Annotated in this window: 18 protein-coding genes and 1 pseudogene; 11 read left to right on the top strand and 8 right to left on the bottom strand. The window is 52.3% G+C overall.

Features of this window, described 5'->3' with window-relative positions:
- Nucleotides 1-4: 4 nt before the first annotated feature.
- From ppk1 to purM, 3 genes are all read right to left on the bottom strand, one after another.
- Nucleotides 5-2,071: a polyphosphate kinase 1 gene (ppk1, locus tag FOB24_RS18520; protein ID WP_069324466.1), complete on the bottom strand. Its 2,067-nt coding sequence runs from the start codon at nucleotides 2,069-2,071 to the stop codon at nucleotides 5-7.
- 179 nt (nucleotides 2,072-2,250) lie between these two features.
- Complete coding sequence (gene purN / locus FOB24_RS18515) at nucleotides 2,251-2,892, bottom strand: phosphoribosylglycinamide formyltransferase (RefSeq protein WP_085049257.1); 642 nt, start codon at nucleotides 2,890-2,892, stop codon at nucleotides 2,251-2,253.
- Entirely contained in the window at nucleotides 2,889-3,926 is a 1,038-nt protein-coding gene (purM, locus tag FOB24_RS18510) for a phosphoribosylformylglycinamidine cyclo-ligase (protein WP_150345296.1), read from the bottom strand. Before purM ends, purN begins: the two co-directional genes overlap by 4 nt.
- A gap of 295 nt (nucleotides 3,927-4,221) precedes the next feature.
- Between purM and FOB24_RS18505 the strand changes: the two genes are divergently transcribed.
- The 4 genes from FOB24_RS18505 to FOB24_RS18490 all read left to right on the top strand — a co-directional run bounded on the left by FOB24_RS18505 (nucleotide 4,222) and on the right by FOB24_RS18490 (nucleotide 8,645).
- Nucleotides 4,222-5,652: a 6-phospho-beta-glucosidase gene (locus FOB24_RS18505; protein WP_150345295.1), complete on the top strand. Its 1,431-nt coding sequence runs from the start codon at nucleotides 4,222-4,224 to the stop codon at nucleotides 5,650-5,652.
- A gap of 183 nt (nucleotides 5,653-5,835) precedes the next feature.
- Nucleotides 5,836-6,462, top strand: a complete 627-nt coding sequence (gene upp, locus FOB24_RS18500; protein WP_038642580.1) for a uracil phosphoribosyltransferase — start codon at nucleotides 5,836-5,838, stop codon at nucleotides 6,460-6,462.
- Between the two features lie 96 nt (nucleotides 6,463-6,558).
- Nucleotides 6,559-7,848, top strand: coding sequence for a uracil permease (gene uraA / locus FOB24_RS18495; protein WP_038642578.1), 1,290 nt, complete (start codon nucleotides 6,559-6,561; stop codon nucleotides 7,846-7,848).
- Nucleotides 7,849-7,943: 95 nt separating this feature from the next.
- Nucleotides 7,944-8,645, top strand: coding sequence for a DnaA inactivator Hda (locus FOB24_RS18490; RefSeq protein ID WP_211924219.1), 702 nt, complete (start codon nucleotides 7,944-7,946; stop codon nucleotides 8,643-8,645).
- 34 nt (nucleotides 8,646-8,679) lie between these two features.
- Here FOB24_RS18490 and arsC read toward each other — a convergent pair whose 3' ends face one another.
- Both arsC and bepA read right to left on the bottom strand, forming a co-directional pair.
- Entirely contained in the window at nucleotides 8,680-9,039 is a 360-nt protein-coding gene (arsC, locus tag FOB24_RS18485; RefSeq protein WP_126317574.1) for an arsenate reductase (glutaredoxin), read from the bottom strand.
- Between the two features lie 71 nt (nucleotides 9,040-9,110).
- Entirely contained in the window at nucleotides 9,111-10,574 is a 1,464-nt protein-coding gene (gene bepA, locus FOB24_RS18480) for a beta-barrel assembly-enhancing protease (protein ID WP_038642574.1), read from the bottom strand.
- A 226-nt stretch (nucleotides 10,575-10,800) separates the two neighbouring features.
- On the opposite strand from bepA, the gene FOB24_RS18475 reads away from it, so the two are divergent.
- The 4 genes from FOB24_RS18475 to iadA all read left to right on the top strand — a co-directional run bounded on the left by FOB24_RS18475 (nucleotide 10,801) and on the right by iadA (nucleotide 14,329).
- Entirely contained in the window at nucleotides 10,801-11,865 is a 1,065-nt protein-coding gene (locus FOB24_RS18475; RefSeq protein WP_006683504.1) for an AI-2E family transporter, read from the top strand.
- A gap of 166 nt (nucleotides 11,866-12,031) precedes the next feature.
- A complete protein-coding gene (locus FOB24_RS18470; RefSeq protein WP_085049255.1) occupies nucleotides 12,032-12,691 on the top strand; it encodes a nucleoside recognition domain-containing protein in 660 nt (219 codons plus the stop codon).
- Nucleotide 12,692: 1 nt separating this feature from the next.
- Nucleotides 12,693-13,154, top strand: coding sequence for a YjiG family protein (locus FOB24_RS18465; RefSeq protein ID WP_003037948.1), 462 nt, complete (start codon nucleotides 12,693-12,695; stop codon nucleotides 13,152-13,154).
- Nucleotides 13,155-13,165: 11 nt separating this feature from the next.
- Nucleotides 13,166-14,329 (top strand): beta-aspartyl-peptidase, encoded by a 1,164-nt coding sequence (iadA, locus tag FOB24_RS18460; RefSeq protein ID WP_150345294.1) that lies wholly within the window; start codon nucleotides 13,166-13,168, stop codon nucleotides 14,327-14,329.
- On the opposite strand, the pseudogene FOB24_RS24665 reads toward iadA, so the two are convergent.
- The 3 genes and pseudogenes from FOB24_RS24665 to FOB24_RS18450 form a co-directional block, all read right to left on the bottom strand.
- A pseudogene (locus FOB24_RS24665) lies at nucleotides 14,260-14,418 on the bottom strand (hypothetical protein); the annotation flags it as partial. The gene iadA and the pseudogene FOB24_RS24665 sit on opposite strands and share 70 nt — an antisense overlap.
- A gap of 21 nt (nucleotides 14,419-14,439) precedes the next feature.
- A complete protein-coding gene (gene bcp, locus FOB24_RS18455; RefSeq protein ID WP_038642568.1) occupies nucleotides 14,440-14,910 on the bottom strand; it encodes a thioredoxin-dependent thiol peroxidase in 471 nt (156 codons plus the stop codon).
- Nucleotides 14,910-15,482, bottom strand: a complete 573-nt coding sequence (locus FOB24_RS18450; protein WP_038642566.1) for a glycine cleavage system transcriptional repressor — start codon at nucleotides 15,480-15,482, stop codon at nucleotides 14,910-14,912. Before FOB24_RS18450 ends, bcp begins: the two co-directional genes overlap by 1 nt.
- 145 nt (nucleotides 15,483-15,627) lie before the next feature.
- Here FOB24_RS18450 and dapA point away from each other — a divergent pair, with 145 nt between their 5' ends.
- From dapA to purC, 3 genes are all read left to right on the top strand, one after another.
- Nucleotides 15,628-16,506 carry a 4-hydroxy-tetrahydrodipicolinate synthase gene (gene dapA, locus FOB24_RS18445; RefSeq protein WP_006683510.1) on the top strand — a complete coding sequence of 293 codons (879 nt, stop codon included), beginning with the start codon at nucleotides 15,628-15,630 and terminating at the stop codon, nucleotides 16,504-16,506.
- A 16-nt stretch (nucleotides 16,507-16,522) separates the two neighbouring features.
- Nucleotides 16,523-17,557, top strand: a complete 1,035-nt coding sequence (bamC, locus tag FOB24_RS18440) for an outer membrane protein assembly factor BamC (RefSeq protein ID WP_038642564.1) — start codon at nucleotides 16,523-16,525, stop codon at nucleotides 17,555-17,557.
- Between the two features lie 111 nt (nucleotides 17,558-17,668).
- Nucleotides 17,669-18,382, top strand: coding sequence for a phosphoribosylaminoimidazolesuccinocarboxamide synthase (purC, locus tag FOB24_RS18435; protein WP_003835086.1), 714 nt, complete (start codon nucleotides 17,669-17,671; stop codon nucleotides 18,380-18,382).
- Nucleotides 18,383-18,424 lie beyond the last annotated feature (42 nt).

Here is an 18,424-nt window from a genome sequence, read left to right as displayed (position 1 = left end):
ATCGTTAGTCAGGTTGCTCGAGTGATTTGATGTAGTCGTAAATCGCCAATTGTGACTGAACCTTACGGCGGTTTCCACGTGGCACGTAGCGATTACTCAGTTCTTTATCGATGAAGCGAGCCTTCACCGTATCGCTAAACAAAATATCAATGATATCCAGCACGCGTTGCTTGAGGCGTGGATCAAGTAGTGGGGTAGCGACTTCGATACGATAGTCGATATTTCTTGTCATCCAGTCAGCCGAGGAGAGATACACCTGCTTATCGCCGCCGTTCTCAAAGATATAAACCCGGTCATGTTCGAGGTAGCGGTCAACAATGCTGATAACGCGAATATTGTCGCTGATGCCTTCAAGGTTCGGGATCAGAGAACACATACCGCGAATCAATAAATTGACCGGCACGCCCGAGCCTGAGGCTGCATAGAGACGATCCACCAGACCTTTGTCGACCAGGTTATTCAGTTTTAACGTAATTCCTGAAGGTAACCCTTGCTGTGCGTTAGCGATCTCTTTGTCGATCATGGCGTACAGCAGGCGACGTGAGTTCTGCGGAGAAACCAACAGATAATCAAATGTTACCGGACGATATGGGTTTTCAATGAAGTTGAACACCCGGCGAACTTCGTTAGTAATGCGTGAATCGGCGGTAAGCAATGAGTAATCGGTATAGAGGCGCGCCGTTTTTTCGTTGAAGTTACCGGTCCCGATATGCGCATAGCGCACGACGTCATCGCCTTCTTTACGTGAGATAAGAAACAGCTTGGCGTGAATTTTCAGGCCTGGGGCGGAGAAGATGACGTGAACGCCCGCTTCGGTAAGACGTTTGGCCCAGTGAATGTTGGCTTCTTCATCGAAGCGTGCCTGCAGTTCCACGACGACAGTGACTTTCTTACCGTTATGCGCGGCATGGATCATCGCGTCGATGATGCGCGAGTCTTTTGCCACACGGTAGATGTTGATTTTTATCGCCAGTACGCTTGGGTCGAAGGAGGCCTGACGCAGCAGTTCCAGCACATGTTCAAAGGTGTGATACGGATAATAAAGCAGTACATCACGCTCGCGGATTGCATCAAATCCGTTACGGAATTTCTCGTTATCGAACCAGATGTGACGCAGACGGGGCAGTGGTTTATTCACCAGGTTAGCTTTGCCAACATTGGGGAAGTTAATAAAGTCTTTGAAGTTATGGTAACGCCCGCCGGGAACGATGGAGTCGTAGCGAGAAATGGTCAGTTTTTCACGCAGCACCTCGACCAGCGCATTAGGCATATCTCGCTGATAAACAAAGCGCACAGGCTCGGCGGTCAGACGCTGTTTCAGGCTGGATGACATCAGCTCCATCAGGCTGGATTCCATCTCGTGCACTAAATCGTATTCCGCGTCGCGGGTCATTTTCATCGAATAGGCGTTCAGCGCATCGTAATCAAAGAACCCTTTGAAAATATCGTCAAGGCAATAACGTAAAATGTTGTCCAACAGGATCATCGGCTTACGACGACGCGGGGTCTCCGGCGGCAAATTCACAAAACGGGGAACCTTGTCAGAAGGGATTTCCAGCAGCGCGTAGCGGATCGTATCACCACGGATAATCTCCACCGCCAGATAGGTATAGTCATCTTTCAGAAACTGGACTAAATCCGTCTCACGGTTAATCAGAATCGGCGTAATGTGCTGGCGAAGATATTGCTTGAAGTAATGGCGTAACCAGCTCTGCTGATTCACCGACAATTGGCGTTCGTTGATTAAGAAAATCTGGTTACGCGCCATCTCCAGCAGTAATTCGTTATACAGGCCGTCAAATTCCTGATCGGCTTTTAATACGCGGGCCTGGATTTTGCCGAGCAGATGGCGGGAGTGAGAGTTTGAACCCTGTTCTTCGCTAATGATGATTCGGCGCTTCAGTTCGGCAAAACGAACCTTGTAAAACTCGTCGAGGTTATTGGAATAGATGCCTAAAAAACGCATCCGTTCGATCAACGGGTTTGATTTATCAGCAGCTTCCTGGAGTACACGTTCGTTAAACGCTAACCAGCTGAGTTCTTTCTCGATATATAGCTTTTCCTGACCCATTACCACTTTTACTCCGTTTCATTCACGGGACACTACCGATTTATTATGGCGAGCATTGCTCTCAGATGTCCAACTGTGCCAGAAAAATATGACAATAAACTGTCTGATAGCAAAGAGAAAGGGGGGAAGAATAGTAGGCCGGATAAGCGAAGCGCCATCAGGCCTACCGGAAGATGTGATTATTCGTCGGCGGCGTAGCCTTGCGGCGGCAGGCGAACGCCGTCCAACCATGCTGCGTTATCGCGCATCTTCAGGCGACCATCGATAAACCAGCTTACCACCAGCGGGTAAATCGCATGTTCCTGGGCCTGAACCCGGGCAGTGACGTCATCTTCGCTGTCGCCTTCAAATACCGGAACCTTGGCCTGGAGAATAACCGGTCCACCGTCCAGTTCATCAGTAACAAAATGGACGGAGGTTCCATGCTCTTCATCGCCGTTATCCAGTACCTGACGGTGCGTGTGCAAACCGGGATACTTCGGCAATAAAGACGGGTGGATATTCAGCAACCGTTCAGAATAGTGAGCAACAAACGCCGGGCTGAGGATGCGCATATAACCGGCCAGCACCACGACATCGGGGCCGTAGGCGTCAATCTCTTGTATCAGTTGGCGGTCAAATGCGTCGCGGCTGGCAAACTGAGCGGCCTCCAGCGAATGTGCCGGAATATTCGCTTCTCGTGCACGTTCAAGGCCGAACGCATCGGCCTTGTTACTGAATACTGCCCGTATGGTGCCATTGATTTTTTTCTGTTCGCAGGCGTCGATGATCGCCTGCAAATTGCTTCCGTTACCGGAAATGAGCACCACAATGTTTTTCATTCAATGACCACACGCTGTTCGGAATCAGAGGCTTTGATGATACCGATTTTCCATGCGTTTTCACCTTTCTCATTGAGCAAAGCGAGGGCGTTGTCCACTTCCGAAGCTGGCAGGGCGATGACCATGCCTACGCCGCAGTTGAAGGTACGGTACATCTCGTGCTGGCTGACGTTACCCGCCGTTTGCAGCCAGGTGAAGACGGCTGGCCACTGCCATGAGGATTCGTCGATCACTGCCTGTGTGTTGTCTGGCAGGACGCGCGGAATATTTTCCCAGAAGCCGCCGCCGGTCAGGTGGGCGATGGCATGCACATCAACCTTCCCGATCAGCTCCAGAATGGATTTTACGTAAATACGGGTCGGGGCCAGTAAGTGATCGGCCAGCGACTTGCCTTCAAGCTCGGTGGTTTCAGGGTCACAACCGCTGACTTCAACGATTTTACGTACCAGGGAGTAGCCGTTGGAGTGCGGGCCGCTGGAGCCGAGCGCAATCAGCACGTCGCCGTCAGCCACTTTTGAACCGTCGATAATCTCGGATTTTTCGACGACGCCAACGCAGAAGCCAGCCACGTCGTAATCTTCGCCGTGGTACATGCCCGGCATTTCAGCCGTTTCACCGCCCACCAGCGCACAGCCTGACTGCAGACAGCCTTCGGCAATACCATTAATGACGCTGGCTGCGGTATCCACATCCAGTTTGCCAGTCGCATAGTAGTCGAGGAAAAACAGCGGCTCAGCACCCTGAACCACGAGGTCGTTGACGCACATCGCGACCAGGTCGATGCCAATGGTGTCGTGGCGTTTCAGGTCCATCGCCAGACGCAGTTTTGTGCCTACGCCATCTGTGCCGGAAACCAGTACCGGTTCACGATATTTTTGCGGCAATGCGCACAGCGCACCGAAGCCACCCAGACCACCCATTACTTCCGGGCGACGCGTTTTCTTTACTACGCCTTTGATTCGATCAACCAGAGCATTACCTGCATCAATATCAACACCGGCATCTTTGTAGCTAAGAGAGGTTTTATCGGTCACTGCCTGCTTCCCCACATGTTTACTTGCAGTAAAAGTTAAATTCGGCGCAATTCTAACAGGGAAAGCAAACGTTTGCGAGCCTGCTCTGCATCAAGTTTTATCTGCTGATTTTTTCAGCATTTTACAGTCATTTATCTATTTGTTTGAATCGCGCCACGAAAATGAAACCGGGTACATTCTTGTGCTTGAAACCAGCCAGCCAAATGCGCAGTATCGTACTGAAACCGGTTTCTGTTTTCTGTTACGGACCTCACCGAGAGTGTTTTGAACAGGGTAATCATGATAGGGGGAAGGTATGTCTGGATTTAAAGCAGATTTCATGTGGGGGGGCGCTGTAGCCGCTCACCAACTGGAAGGTGGCTGGCGGGAAGGTGGAAAGGGAATTAGCGTTGCTGATGTGATGACGGCGGGGGCGCATGGTGTGGCGCGTGAAATTACTGACGGTGTGATCGCCGGTAAAAATTACCCTAACCATGAGGCGATTGATTTTTATCACCGCTATAAAGAGGACATAAAGCTGTTTGCTGAAATGGGCTTTAAATGTTTTCGTACTTCCATTGCGTGGACGCGTATTTTCCCATTAGGCGATGAAGCGCAACCTAATGAAGCCGGCCTGCAGTTTTATGATGATCTGTTCGACGAATGTCTGAAATATGGCATTGAGCCGGTAATTACGCTGTCGCATTTTGAGATGCCTTACCATCTGGTGACGGAATACGGCGGCTGGCGCAATCGTAAACTTATCGATTTCTTTGTCCGTTTTGCCGGGGTGGTTTTCACGCGTTATCAGCACAAAGTGAAGTACTGGATGACGTTTAATGAGATTAACAACCAGGCGAATTATCACGAAGACTTCGCCCCTTTTACTAATTCTGGTCTGAAGTACCAGCCTGGTGAAGATCGCGAGCCGGTCATGTACCAGGCTGCGCACTATGAACTGGTGGCAAGCGCGCTGGCGGTGAAGACCGCGCGTGAAATTAACCCCGCGTTGCAGGTAGGGTGCATGATTGCCATGTGTCCAATCTACCCGCTGACCTGCGCGCCAGACGATATGATGATGGCGATGAACGCCATGCACCGTCGTTACTGGTTTACCGACGTGCATGTGCGTGGTAGATACCCGCAGCATCTTCTCAACTACTTTGCTCGCCGTGGCTTTGAACTCGATATCACCAAGGAAGACCGTCAGGCGCTGGCCCTGGGCTGCGTTGATTACATCGGTTTTAGCTACTATATGTCTTTCGCGACGCAGGCTACGGCGGATAACCCCCAGTTAGATTACGATGAGTCGAAAAGCCTGGTACCTAACCCGTACGTGCAAAAATCGGACTGGGGCTGGCAGATTGATCCGGTCGGTCTGCGCTATTCGCTGAATTGGTTCTGGGATCATTATCAACTGCCGCTATTTATTGTCGAAAATGGATTTGGCGCCATCGACGTGCGCGAGAGCGATGGTACAGTCAACGACCAGTACCGTATCGACTACCTTGCCGCCCACATACGTGAGATGAAAAAAGCGGTGGTGGAAGATGGCGTGGAACTGATGGGATATACCCCGTGGGGGTGTATTGATTTAGTCTCGGCCGGGACGGGGGAGATGAAAAAACGCTACGGGTTTATCTACGTCGATAAAAATAATGACGGTAGTGGGACATTAGCACGCTCGCCTAAGAAATCTTTTTCATGGTATCAAAACGTCATCCAGACTAATGCTGAATATCTTTAAAATTCATAGCATTGATAACAAGCTCCGCCATGAGTACGGGGCTTGTTTTATACTCATCATCCAGACGCAAACGACTTTGGTTGATCCATATCAAGCGGATGCAGTGTTGCGCCAGAGACGAAAAGCGGTATAATCCGGCGATTTTTTTTGTGGTTGCCACTCGTCTGAGGAAAGGAGAAGAGTATGAAGATCGTGGAAGTCAAACACCCACTCGTCAAACACAAGCTGGGACTGATGCGTGAAAACGATATCAGCACTAAACGCTTTCGTGAACTCGCCTCGGAAGTTGGCAGCCTGCTGACTTATGAAGCAACCGCTGATCTGGAAACCGAAAAGGTGACCATTGAGGGCTGGAACGGTCCGGTTGAAGTAGACCAAATCAAAGGTAAAAAAATCACCGTTGTGCCAATCCTGCGTGCCGGTCTGGGCATGATGGAAGGCGTACTGGAAAACGTTCCGAGCGCGCGTATCAGCGTTGTCGGTATGTACCGTAACGAAGAAACGCTGGAGCCGGTTCCGTATTTCCAGAAGCTGGTTTCTAACATCGATGAGCGTATGGCGCTGATCGTAGACCCGATGCTGGCGACCGGCGGTTCCGTTATCGCCACCATCGACCTGCTGAAAAATGCAGGCTGCACCAGCATTAAAGTGCTGGTGCTGGTTGCGGCGCCGGAAGGTATCGCGGCGCTGGAAAAAGCGCACCCGGATGTTGAGCTGTACACGGCCTCCATCGATCAGGGACTGAACGAGCACGGATACATTATTCCGGGGCTTGGCGATGCCGGCGATAAGATTTTTGGTACCAAGTAAACGAATAAGTGAAAAGAAGCCGACTTTAAGAGTCGGCTTTTTTTTGAATACAACAACCTAATCGCTAATAACAAACAACACTCAGAGGAAAACACTATGACGCGCCGTGCTATCGGGGTAAGTGAAAGACCGCCGCTTTTACAGACAATCCCGCTTAGTTTGCAGCACCTGTTCGCCATGTTTGGCGCTACGGTACTGGTGCCAGTTCTGTTCCACATCAACCCGGCTACCGTTTTGCTGTTTAACGGCATTGGTACGTTGCTGTATCTCTTTATCTGTAAGGGTAAAATTCCCGCGTATCTCGGTTCCAGCTTTGCGTTTATTTCTCCGGTGCTGCTGCTGCTGCCGTTAGGTTATGAAGTGGCGCTGGGCGGTTTCATTATGTGCGGCGTCCTGTTCTGCCTGGTTTCTTTCATCGTTAAGAAAGCAGGCACCGGCTGGCTGGATGTGATGTTCCCTCCGGCGGCGATGGGCGCAATCGTTGCCGTCATCGGCCTGGAGCTGGCAGGTGTTGCTGCGGGCATGGCGGGATTACTGCCTGCTGAAGGGCAATTACCGGATTCGAAAACCATCATCATCTCGATGGTGACGCTGGCGGTGACGGTATTTGGCTCCGTACTGTTCCGCGGTTTTATGGCGATTATCCCGATTCTGATTGGGGTGCTGGCCGGTTATGCGCTCTCTTTCGTGATGGGCGTTGTGGACACCACGCCGATTGCCCAGGCGCACTGGTTTGCGCTGCCGACTCTCTATACGCCGCGTTTTGAATGGGTTGCCATTCTGACCATCTTGCCTGCTGCGCTGGTGGTTATCGCTGAACACGTCGGACACCTGGTAGTGACGGCAAATATCGTGAAAAAAGATTTGATTCGCGATCCTGGTTTGCATCGTTCTATGTTCGCCAACGGCCTGTCTACGGTCATCTCCGGTTTCTTTGGCTCTACGCCGAACACCACGTATGGCGAAAACATCGGCGTAATGGCGATTACCCGCGTTTACAGTACCTGGGTTATTGGCGGCGCCGCGATTTTTGCCATTCTGCTCTCCTGTGTAGGCAAGCTGGCGGCGGCGATCCAGATCATCCCGCTGCCGGTCATGGGCGGCGTATCGTTGTTACTGTATGGCGTGATTGGTGCTTCCGGTATTCGCGTACTGATCGAATCAAAAGTTGACTACAACAAAGCTCAGAACTTGATCCTGACCTCGGTCATTTTGATCATTGGCGTGAGTGGCGCGAAAGTTCACATTGGCGCCGCAGAGCTGAAAGGCATGGCGCTGGCGACCATCGTTGGTGTCTGCCTGAGCTTGATTTTTAAAGTCATCAGCCTGCTGCGTCCGGAAGAAGTGGTGCTCGACGCAAAAGATGCAGACAGCCCGCAACAGTAAGTCTCTGACCGGGCGGCATCGCTGCCCGGTTCTATCGCGACGCATTTCTGTGTTAAACTCAACGCGATTTTATGAAATCCTGGGTTGAGGTATCTCTGAACACACCGGCACAGCTCTCTTTGCCACTTTATCTTCCTGACGACGAAACGTTTGCAAGTTTCTGGCCGGGGGATAACTCCTCTTTACTGGCTGCACTGCAAAACGTGCTGCGTCAGGAACATAGCGGGTATATTTATCTCTGGTCGCGTGAAGGCGCTGGCCGTAGTCATTTGCTGCATGCAGCCTGTGCGGAACTGTCTGCGCGCGGCGATGCGGTAGGCTACGTGCCGCTCGATAAGCGCACCTGGTTTGTTCCCGAGGTGCTCGACGGTATGGAGCATTTATCGCTGGTATGCATTGATAACATCGAATGTGTGGCCGGTGATTCGCTGTGGGAAATGGCGATCTTTGATCTCTACAACCGTATTCTGGAGTCTGGGAAAACGCGTCTGCTGATCACCGGCGATCGCCCGCCAAGGCAGCTCAATCTGGGGTTACCGGATCTCGCCTCGCGACTGGACTGGGGACAGATCTACAAGCTGCAGCCGCTTTCCGATGAAGATAAGCTGCAGGCGCTGCAATTACGCGCCAGGCTTCGTGGGTTTGAACTGCCGGAAGATGTGGGACGTTTCCTGCTTAAACGTCTGGATCGGGAAATGCGTACGCTGTTTATGACGTTGGATCAGCTTGATCACGCATCGATCACCGCCCAGCGTAAGCTGACCATTCCGTTCGTAAAAGAGATTTTGAAACTGTAAACGCCGCAGCCGAAAAGAGTGCGGCGATTTCAGGTTAACCGACGATTTCCAGTACCTGCTCCGGCGGACGTCCGATCCGCGCCTGGCCTTTGGCAACCACAATGGGGCGCTCCATCAGCTTCGGATTTTCAACCATCGCCTGAATCAGCGTATCTTCACTCAAATTCTTGTCCGCCAGGTTAAGCGACTTGTAGAGATCTTCTTTCTGGCGCATCAGTTCGCGCGCGCTGGACATGCCCAGCATCTGCAGCAGTTCACGCAGGGTTGCGGCGTCTGCCGGCGTTTCCAGATACAGTACTACTTCCGGGTCCACGCCGTTGGACTTCAGCAATTCCAGCGTTTCGCGGCTCTTGGAACAACGTGGGTTATGGTAGATTTTAATCGCGTCTGACATGACTTCTCCTTGCATAACAATACTGCCGGATGGCGACGCTACAGCATCGCCATCCGGCAAGAGTTCGATAATTACATCTTCGTATACGGTTTAAAACGTTCTTGCAACTGGCGCAACTGGTCGATACGGGCATCGTATCTGGCCTGCTGCTGGCTTCCCAGTTTGACCTGCGAACTTGCGCTGCTGAGCATCGAAATCGCCTGGTCAAGACGCCCTGCAAGGGCATACCCTTCCGCACGGGCAGCCAGTTCCTGATCGCGGTTACCGAGAGCAGCCTCCGTTTGCGCTAACAAATCCCAGCCGTTAGGGTCATCCTTGTGGTTAAACGTATAACGATTCAGGATATTGGCTGCTTCTTTGGCTTGTCCGCCCTGTAAATACGCATTTGCCAGATTGAGCTGCAGTACCGGATTGACTCGCAGGTCTCGAGCATTTTTAAGGCGATTAATCGCGTCGCCGGTTTTCTTCTGGCCGAGATCGATATCCGTTGCCAGGTCAAGATACCAGGCATTGTTTGGTTCGGCCGTCAGCAATGGTTGCAGCGCTTTACGCGCCTCGTCGTATTTACTGGCCTCCATTGCCTGCAACGCCCGACCATACTGCGCCGCACGTTGCTCGCGTACGTTGCCTTTCGACCAGCTACTCAGCAAGTCATCGGTCAACTGGTTGCGACCAGAGTTATACATGCCTAAGGTTCGCGCCTTGGCCAGATAAAAATCTTCTGAAGACTGGACGACGACCGGGCGCATCTGGTTGGCGCGGTTACGCGCATCTGCCAGACGGCTTTCTGGCAGGGGGTGGGTCAGCAAAATTTCCGGTGGACGCGAAGAGTAACGGGCCTGATCGAGCAGTTTTTCCAGGAATGTCGGCATGGCCTGGGGATCGAATCCCGAGCGTTGCAGTACCTGAATACCGATGCGGTCCGCTTCCTGTTCGTTTTGCTGCGTAAAGCTGATCATTCCCTGGCGCGTACCCGCCAGCGTACCGGTCAGCGCCGCCATACCCGCCTGGGGACTGGCCATCGCCAATAAAATGGATCCTAACGCACCGACCCACGTTAGCGGGGCGCTGCGTTTCTGATCTTCCATCGCTCGCGCCAGGTGACGCTGCGTGACGTGGGAAATTTCGTGCGCCATAACCGATGCCAGTTGGCTTTCGTTATCGGAATAGCGGAACAGTGCGGAGTGCAAAACAACGTTGCCGCCAAAGAAGGCAAAGGCGTTAATTTCATCGTTGTTGATTAAAAAGAAGGTGAAGGGCGTTTTTACCGAGTCGGCGTGTGCAACTAAACGCATCCCCAGACTATTAATATATTGGGTCAGCAACGGATCGTTAATTAACGGCGCGCTACCCCGCAGCTGGCGTACATAAAAATCGCCCATCTGCATTTCCTGTCCTATGGAAAGGGTACTCCCTGCCGAGGTTCCCATATCAGGCAGGGTGTCCGCGGGGTCGGCAAATGCGGGCGCAACCTGACCGATGGTCAGTGCGGCAATGAGGGTAGCAACCAGGTTTTTTTTCAACTGCCTGAACATAACCTCTGTCCTGTATTCTTTTTTGAGATAGCCATTTGACCAATGCCGTGAAGTATCGTTCACACTCCGCAAGCTTAGGGAGTGTAACTGTGAAACCTGACGATGAACACCCAGGAAAAATGTCTTTTCACTTTGCGTAATCAGCCATAAAAAGCGAAGTCTTTTTTGTGACATTTCGATACAATTCGGGATCGCAATCCCGCTATTGGGTTCATGGAAGGGTTTTATGCTCGAAATGTTGATGCAATGGTATCGCCGCCGCTTTAGCGACCCCGAGGCCATCGCCCTGCTAATTATTCTGGTTGCCGGTTTTGGCATCCTGTTCTTCTTTAGCGGTCTTTTGGCGCCGCTGTTGGTCGCCATTGTGCTGGCGTACCTGCTTGAGTGGCCGACTGTACGGCTGGAACATATCGGCTGTTCACGGCGCTGGGCGACATCAATCGTGCTGGTGGTGTTTGTCGGTATTTTGCTGCTGATGGCGTTTGTCGTGATGCCCGTCGCGTGGCAGCAGGGGATTTACCTGATCCGCGATATGCCCGGTATGCTCAATAAATTATCTGATTTTGCCGCCACTTTGCCACGACGTTATCCGGCGCTGATGGATGCGGGCATTATTGATGCGATGGCGGAGAATATGCGCTCGCGGATGCTCACCATGGGCGATTCGGTGGTGAAATATTCGTTAGCCTCTCTGGTCGGATTGCTGACGCTGGCGGTCTATCTGGTGCTTGTCCCGTTGATGGTATTCTTCCTGATCAAAGATAAAGGTCAGATGCTGAACGCCGTGCGTCGGGTACTGCCGCGTAATCGCGGACTGGCGGGACAGGTATGGAAAGAGATGAATCAGCAAATCACCAACTATATCCGCGGAAAGGTGCTGGAAATGGTGGTGGTCGGCGTGGCGACCTGGCTCGGCTTCCTGCTGTTTGGCCTCAACTATTCTCTGCTATTGGCGGTGCTGGTGGGGTTCTCGGTTTTGATCCCGTATATCGGCGCTTTTGTGGTGACGATTCCGGTCGTCGGAGTGGCGTTGTTCCAGTTCGGGCTTGGCACCGAGTTCTGGAGCTGCTTTGCCGTGTACCTGATAATCCAGGCGCTGGACGGTAATCTGCTGGTCCCGGTACTGTTCTCCGAGGCCGTTAATCTGCACCCGCTGGTGATTATTCTGTCGGTCGTTATTTTTGGCGGGCTGTGGGGATTCTGGGGCGTATTCTTTGCGATTCCTCTGGCGACGCTTATCAAAGCCGTCATGCATGCCTGGCCTGATGGTCAGGCCGTTGACGAACCTTAATCTGCAAACTCCGGCGATGCAATGTCGCCGGAGCTGAACTTGTCTGACCTCTATCCACACTTTCTGAATAATCTCCTCTGGTGTCGTTTTTCTCCGCGTTTGTCTTTAACTTGACCCGCGTGATGTCTTTTCGTCACGCAAGGAATAAGACCAACAGGAGAACAACATGGGTCACAACACACACACGCAGCAAAAGGTGGGATGGGGCGGTTATCTCGCTTTTTTTATTACAATTATTCTTTTTTCCGGCATGTTTGCGAAAAGTACCGAATGGTGGCGGGTATTTGACTTCACCGTCCTTAACGGTGCGTTTGGGAAGGTTAATGCGGCAGGCGATACGGCCATCTCTTTTCGCGGCACGGGTGGCATGGGCGCTAAAGATGGCTTTTTATTCGCACTGGAGCTGGCGCCTTCCGTCATTCTTTCTCTGGGGATTATCTCCGTCACCGAAGGGTTAGGTGGATTGCGCGCCGCACAACAGTTAATGACGCCAGTCCTGCGCCCGTTGCTCGGAATTCCAGGTGTTTGTTCGCTGGCGCTGATCGCGAATTTGCAAAATACCGATGCCGCAGCCGGGATGACGAAAGAAATGGCTGAAGAGGGCATTATCACTGAACAGGAACGTGCCGTTTTTGCCTGCTGGCAAACCAGCGGCAGCGCCTGTATTACCAACTATTTTTCCTCAGGGGCCGCGCTGTTTACGATGGTTACCGTTCCGGTGATTACGCCGCTGGCGGTGATCCTCGTGTTCAAATTTGTGGGGGCTAACCTGCTGCGCTTATGGATTGCGCAGTTGGAAAATCGCCGTACGCAGCAGGAGGCCTGAGATGACAACGCAGGTACGTAAAAACGTCATGGATATGTTTATCGATGGCGCACGGCGCGGGTTTACCATAGCAACAACCAGCCTGTTACCGAACGTGGTGATGGCGTTTGTGATTATCCAGGCGCTGAAAGTAACGGGGCTGCTCGAGATTGTCGGGCGGGTATGTGAGCCCGTGATGGCGTTATGGGGGCTGCCGGGCGAATCTGCCACCGTCCTTCTGGCGGCGGTCATGAGTATGGGAGGCGGCGTCGGTGTTTGCGCCAGCCTGGTTGTTGCCGGTACGCTTTCGGGACATGATGCCACGGTATTATTACCCGCTATCTACCTGATGGGTAATCCGGTGCAAAATGTGGGACGTTGTTTGGGGACTGCGGGGGTCCATCCTCGTTACTATCCGCTTATTATTGCGGTGTGCGTCATTAATGCACTGCTCTCTATTTGGGTCATGCAGGTTATTGCCTGACAAGGAAGGTTATGAACTGTTCAATTCTTAATTTGACATTGTTCCAGCAGGGACATGTGTACGCGCCGGAAGATCTAGGGCGACAGGATATACTGGTATCCGGCAGCAAAATTGTTGCCATCGCGCCGTCGATTTCTCCTGAAGACTTTCCCGGCTGCGAGTGCGTCAATCTGGACGGCGCGATTGTGTGCCCGGGGTTTATCGATCAGCACGTCCATTTGATTGGCGGTGGCGGTGAAGCGGGGCCGCACACCCGCACGCCGGAAGTGCGTTTGTCACGGCTGGTTGAAGCTGGCGTCACTTCGGTGGTGGGATTGCTGGGCACAGATGGTATTACCCGTCATCCGGAGTCGCTGCTGGCGAAAACCCGCGCGCTGGAGTTTGAAGGTATCAGCGCCTGGATGCTGACCGGAGCGTATTCTCTGCCTTCCCCGACTATCACCGGCAGCATCGATCGCGACGTGGCGCTGATCGATAAAGTGATTGGCGTGAAGTGTGCGATTTCGGACCATCGTTCTTCAGCTCCAGATACCCAGGCACTGGCGAACATGGCGGCGCAGTCGCGCGTCGGTGGATTGTTAGGGCGCAAACCGGGGATCAGCGTTTTCCATATGGGCGACAGCCCGCGCATGCTGGAACCGTTGTATCAGATCCTTGAAAACTGCGACGTGCCGATAACTAAACTGTTGCCGACTCACGTTAACCGTGCGGAACCCTTGTTCCAGGCGGCACTGGAGTATGCCCGCAAAGGCGGTTTTATCGATATTACCAGCAGCATTGATGAGCCTGTTGATCCGGCCACGGCTATTGCCACGGCGCTGCGCCAAAATGTGCCGCTGTCGCGCATTACCCTGAGCTCGGACGGCAACGGCAGCCAACCGGAATTTGATGAGTCAGGTAATCTCACCGGGATTGGCGTCGCGGGGTTTGAATCACTGGCGGAAACGGTGCGCCAGTTGGTGAAGGTTCATACTATACCGCTGGAACAGGCGCTGTGTCCGCTGACGCGTACGGTGGCAGAATTTTTAGGGCTGGAGCATAAAGGGCGTCTGGCTGTGGGATGCGATGCGGATATTCTGGTGCTGAACGACGCGCTGGAGGTGAATCACCTGTGGGCGAAGGGAAAAGCGGTAGTCAGAGAGAAAAAAGCCTGCGTCAAAGGGACGTTTGAATAACCGAGGTTGATGCCGGATGGCGGTGTAAACGCCTTATCCGGCCTACAAAGTGTGCAAACTGTAGGCCTGATAAGCAAAGCGCCATCAGGCTTTTTTCAGAAAAACGTGAATCAGGCGTTCTCTTTCAGCCAGTTCATTACCACGTCGTGGTGATTGCTGGTTTTGAAGTTATCAAACACATGCTCAATTTTCCCTTCAGCATCAATCAGGAAGCTGATGCGGTGGATGCCATCGTAGGTTTTGCCCATAAATGACTTCTCACCCCAGACGCCGAACTGCTCGCAAACCTGATGATCTTCGTCGGACAAGAGCGTGAAGTTAAGAACTTCTTTCTCCGCGAATCGGGAAAGTTTTTCCGGTTTATCGGTGCTGATTCCCAGCACTTCAACACCTGCTTTTTTTAACTCATCCATGTTATCGCGCAGGCCGCAGGCCTGTACGGTACAGCCGGGTGTCATGGCTTTCGGGTAAAAATAAACCAGAACACGCTGTCCCTGGAAGTCGGTTAAATTTACTTGTTCTCCGTCTTGATCCGGCAAGCTAAATTTCGGTGCGATATCACCGGCTTTCAGTGGGTTCATTACTTAACTCCATCCTGTTCATCATGCTGTGAGTAATTGACGACGTTAATACTGCCTTGCGCATTGAGTTCTGTACAGAGTGCTTTAAACGCATCTTCAATATTTGCCGCGTCATGTGACGCAGGACTATGTGCGGTAATTTGAATAAACAACTGCGCCGTCTTTCCATTCTCAGCCGGTTGCGTGCGTGAAACCAGTTCCGCAATATTCATTTGGTGGCTATCAAACAGGGCGGTAAAGCGTTCAATCAAATGTGGAGAATCGGGGACATCGACCTGCACCCATACCGTGGCGGGCATTGCTGGGCGGGGACGCGCAGTCGTGCGCTTCATGACAATCAATAAATCCAGCTCAGCGCCTTTCAACGGCAAGGTTGATTCAATCAGGGTGATGGCATTCCAGGTGCCTGACAGCAGCATGATAAATGTGAATTCGTCACCCAGCATCGCCAGTCGGCTGTCTTCGATATTACAGCCGCAACTGCTGACATGACGCGTGATGGTGTTCACAATTCCTGGGCGGTCGGCACCCAGCGCAGTAATGACCAGATAGTGTTGCGATGACGATGTCAAACCTGTTCTTCCTTTGAGCGGTGAGGTAATCATAAGGAAAGCATAAAAAAAACATGCATACAACAATCAGAACGGCTCTGGTCGCTTGCTTTTATTGTCGTACCAAACGTACCATTGAGACACTTGTTTGCACAGAGGATGGCCCATGTTCACGGGAAGTATTGTCGCGCTTGTTACGCCGATGGATGAGAAAGGTAAAGTCTGCCGGTCGAGCCTGAAAAAACTGATTGATTATCATGTCGCCAGCGGCACCTCGGCGATCGTTTCGGTTGGCACCACCGGTGAGTCTGCCACCCTGAGTCATGATGAACATGGCGATGTGGTGATGATGACGCTGGAGCTGGCCGACGGGCGTATTCCGGTAATTGCCGGAACGGGCGCCAATGCGACCGCAGAAGCCATTAGTCTGACGCAGCGTTTCAACGATAGCGGTGTTGTCGGCTGCCTGACGGTGACGCCGTATTACAACCGCCCAACCCAGGAAGGTTTGTTCCAGCATTTCAAAGCCATCGCTGAACATACTGACCTGCCGCAAATTCTGTATAATGTGCCGTCCCGTACTGGCTGCGATATGCTGCCAGAAACCGTTGGCCGTCTGGCGAAAGTAAAAAATATTATCGCTATTAAAGAGGCCACGGGGAACTTAAGTCGCGTTCACCAGATCAAAGAGCTGGTTTCAGACGACTTCATTCTGCTCAGCGGTGATGACGCGACCGGACTGGATTTTATGCAGCTCGGTGGTCATGGCGTGATTTCCGTAACGTCTAACGTTGCGGCGCGTGACATGGCTGAAATGTGCAAACTGGCGGCTGCAGGGCATTTTGCCGAGGCGCGGGTAATTAACCAGCGTCTGATGCCGTTACACAACAAACTTTTTGTCGAACCCAATCCTATCCCAGTGAAATGGGCATGTAAGGAGTTGGGACTTGTGGCGACCGATACGCTGCGTCTGCCGATGACGCCAATCACGGACAATGCTCGTGAAATCGTCAAGGCGGCGCTTAAGCATGCCGGTTTGCTGTAAAGTTTAGGGAGATTTGATGGCTTACTCAGTACAAAAGTCGCGCCTGGCCAAGGTTGCGGGTGTTTCGCTTGTTATGTTGCTCGCGGCCTGTAGTTCTGACTCGCGCTATAAGCGCCAGGTGAGCGGTGATGAATCCTATCTGGAGGCCGCACCGCTTGCTGAGCTTCATGCGCCAGCTGGGATGATTCTGCCGGTTATGTCAGGTGATTATAATATCCCGGTAACCAACGGTAGCGGTGCCGTGGGTAAAGCGCTGGATATTCGCCCACCGGCCCAGCCGTTAGCGTTAGTCACTGGCGCTCGTACCCAGATCGCAGGTGATACGTCGACATTACTGGTGGAAAATGGTCGTGGCAACACGCTGTGGCCACAGGTCGTTAGCGTCATTCAGTCTAAAAACTACACGATCGCTAAGCGTGATGATGCCAGCCAGACGTTGACCACCGACTGGGTTGACTGGAACCGTCTGGATGAAGACGAGCAGTACCGTGGACGTTATCAAATCTCGGTTAAACCGCAGGGCTATCAGCAAGCGGTAACGGTGAAACTGACTAACCTCGAGCAGGCGGGTAAACCTGTAGCCGATGCGGCATCTATGCAGCGTTACAGCGCTGAGATGATGAACGTCATCTCTGCTGGTCTGGATAAGAACGCCACAGATGCTGCGAATGCCGCGCAGAACCGCTCTGCAGCAACCATGGATGTTCAGAGCGCCGCCGACGACACTGGTTTACCAATGCTGGTGGTGCGTGGACCGTTCAACGTGGTGTGGCAGCGTCTGCCGGCAGCGCTTGAGAAAGTGGGCATGAAAGTGACCGACAGCACCCGTTCTCAGGGTAGCATCGCCGTGACCTACAAACCACTGTCTGATAGCAGCTGGCAGGAACTGGGCGCAAGCGATCCAGGTTTAGTGTCTGGCGACTATAAACTGCAGGTCGGTGATTTAGATAACCGCAGTAGTATGCAGTTTATCGATCCGAAGGGGCATACCCTGACGCAAAGCCAGAACGACGCGCTGGTCGCCGTCTTCCAGGCAGCGTTCAGTAAGTAAAAATGAAGGGCTGGATAACTCCAGCCCTTTTTTTCTGATATGATACGCAAACGTGTGCGTCGGCAGAAAAACGCAATATTTATCGTTAATTCACACCCAGGAGTAATAAAGATGCAAAAGCAAGCTGAGTTGTATCGTGGTAAAGCGAAGACCGTATACAGCACGGAAAACCCGGACCTGTTGGTGCTCGAATTCCGCAATGATACGTCAGCAGGGGATGGCGCGCGCATTGAACAGTTTGACCGTAAAGGCATGGTGAATAATAAGTTCAACCATTTCATTATGACTAAACTGCAAGAAGCGGGCATTCCTACCCAGATGGAGCGACTGCTTTCCGATACCGAATGTCTGGTGAAAAAACTGGAGATGGTACCGGTTGAATGTGTGGTGCGTAACCGCGCGGCGGGCTCACTGGTTAAGCGTTTAGGCGTTGAGGAAGGTATTGAACTGAATCCGCCGCTGTTTGATCTGTTCCTGAAAAACGATGCTATGCACGATCCAATGATTAACGATTCCTATTGCGAAACTTTTGGTTGGGTGAGCAAAGAGAATCTGGCGCGTATGAAAGAGCTGACCTACAAAGCGAACGACGTGCTGAAAAAGATGTTTGATGATGCGGGCTTGATTCTGGTCGATTTCAAACTTGAGTTTGGCTTGTATAAAGGTGAAGTGGTGCTGGGCGATGAATTCTCACCGGACGGTAGCCGTCTGTGGGACAAAGAAACGCTGGATAAAATGGACAAAGATCGCTTCCGCCAGAGCCTGGGCGGTCTGATCGAAGCCTATGAAGCCGTCGCGCATCGCCTGGGTGTCAAGTTAGACTAATTCCCCTTTGAGCCGGCGATCGCTCACCGGCTCATCAATCTC

This window comes from Citrobacter werkmanii (genome assembly GCF_008693645.1).
GTDB lineage: Bacteria > Pseudomonadota > Gammaproteobacteria > Enterobacterales > Enterobacteriaceae > Citrobacter > Citrobacter werkmanii.
This window is presented reverse-complemented; position numbering and strand designations above follow the sequence as displayed.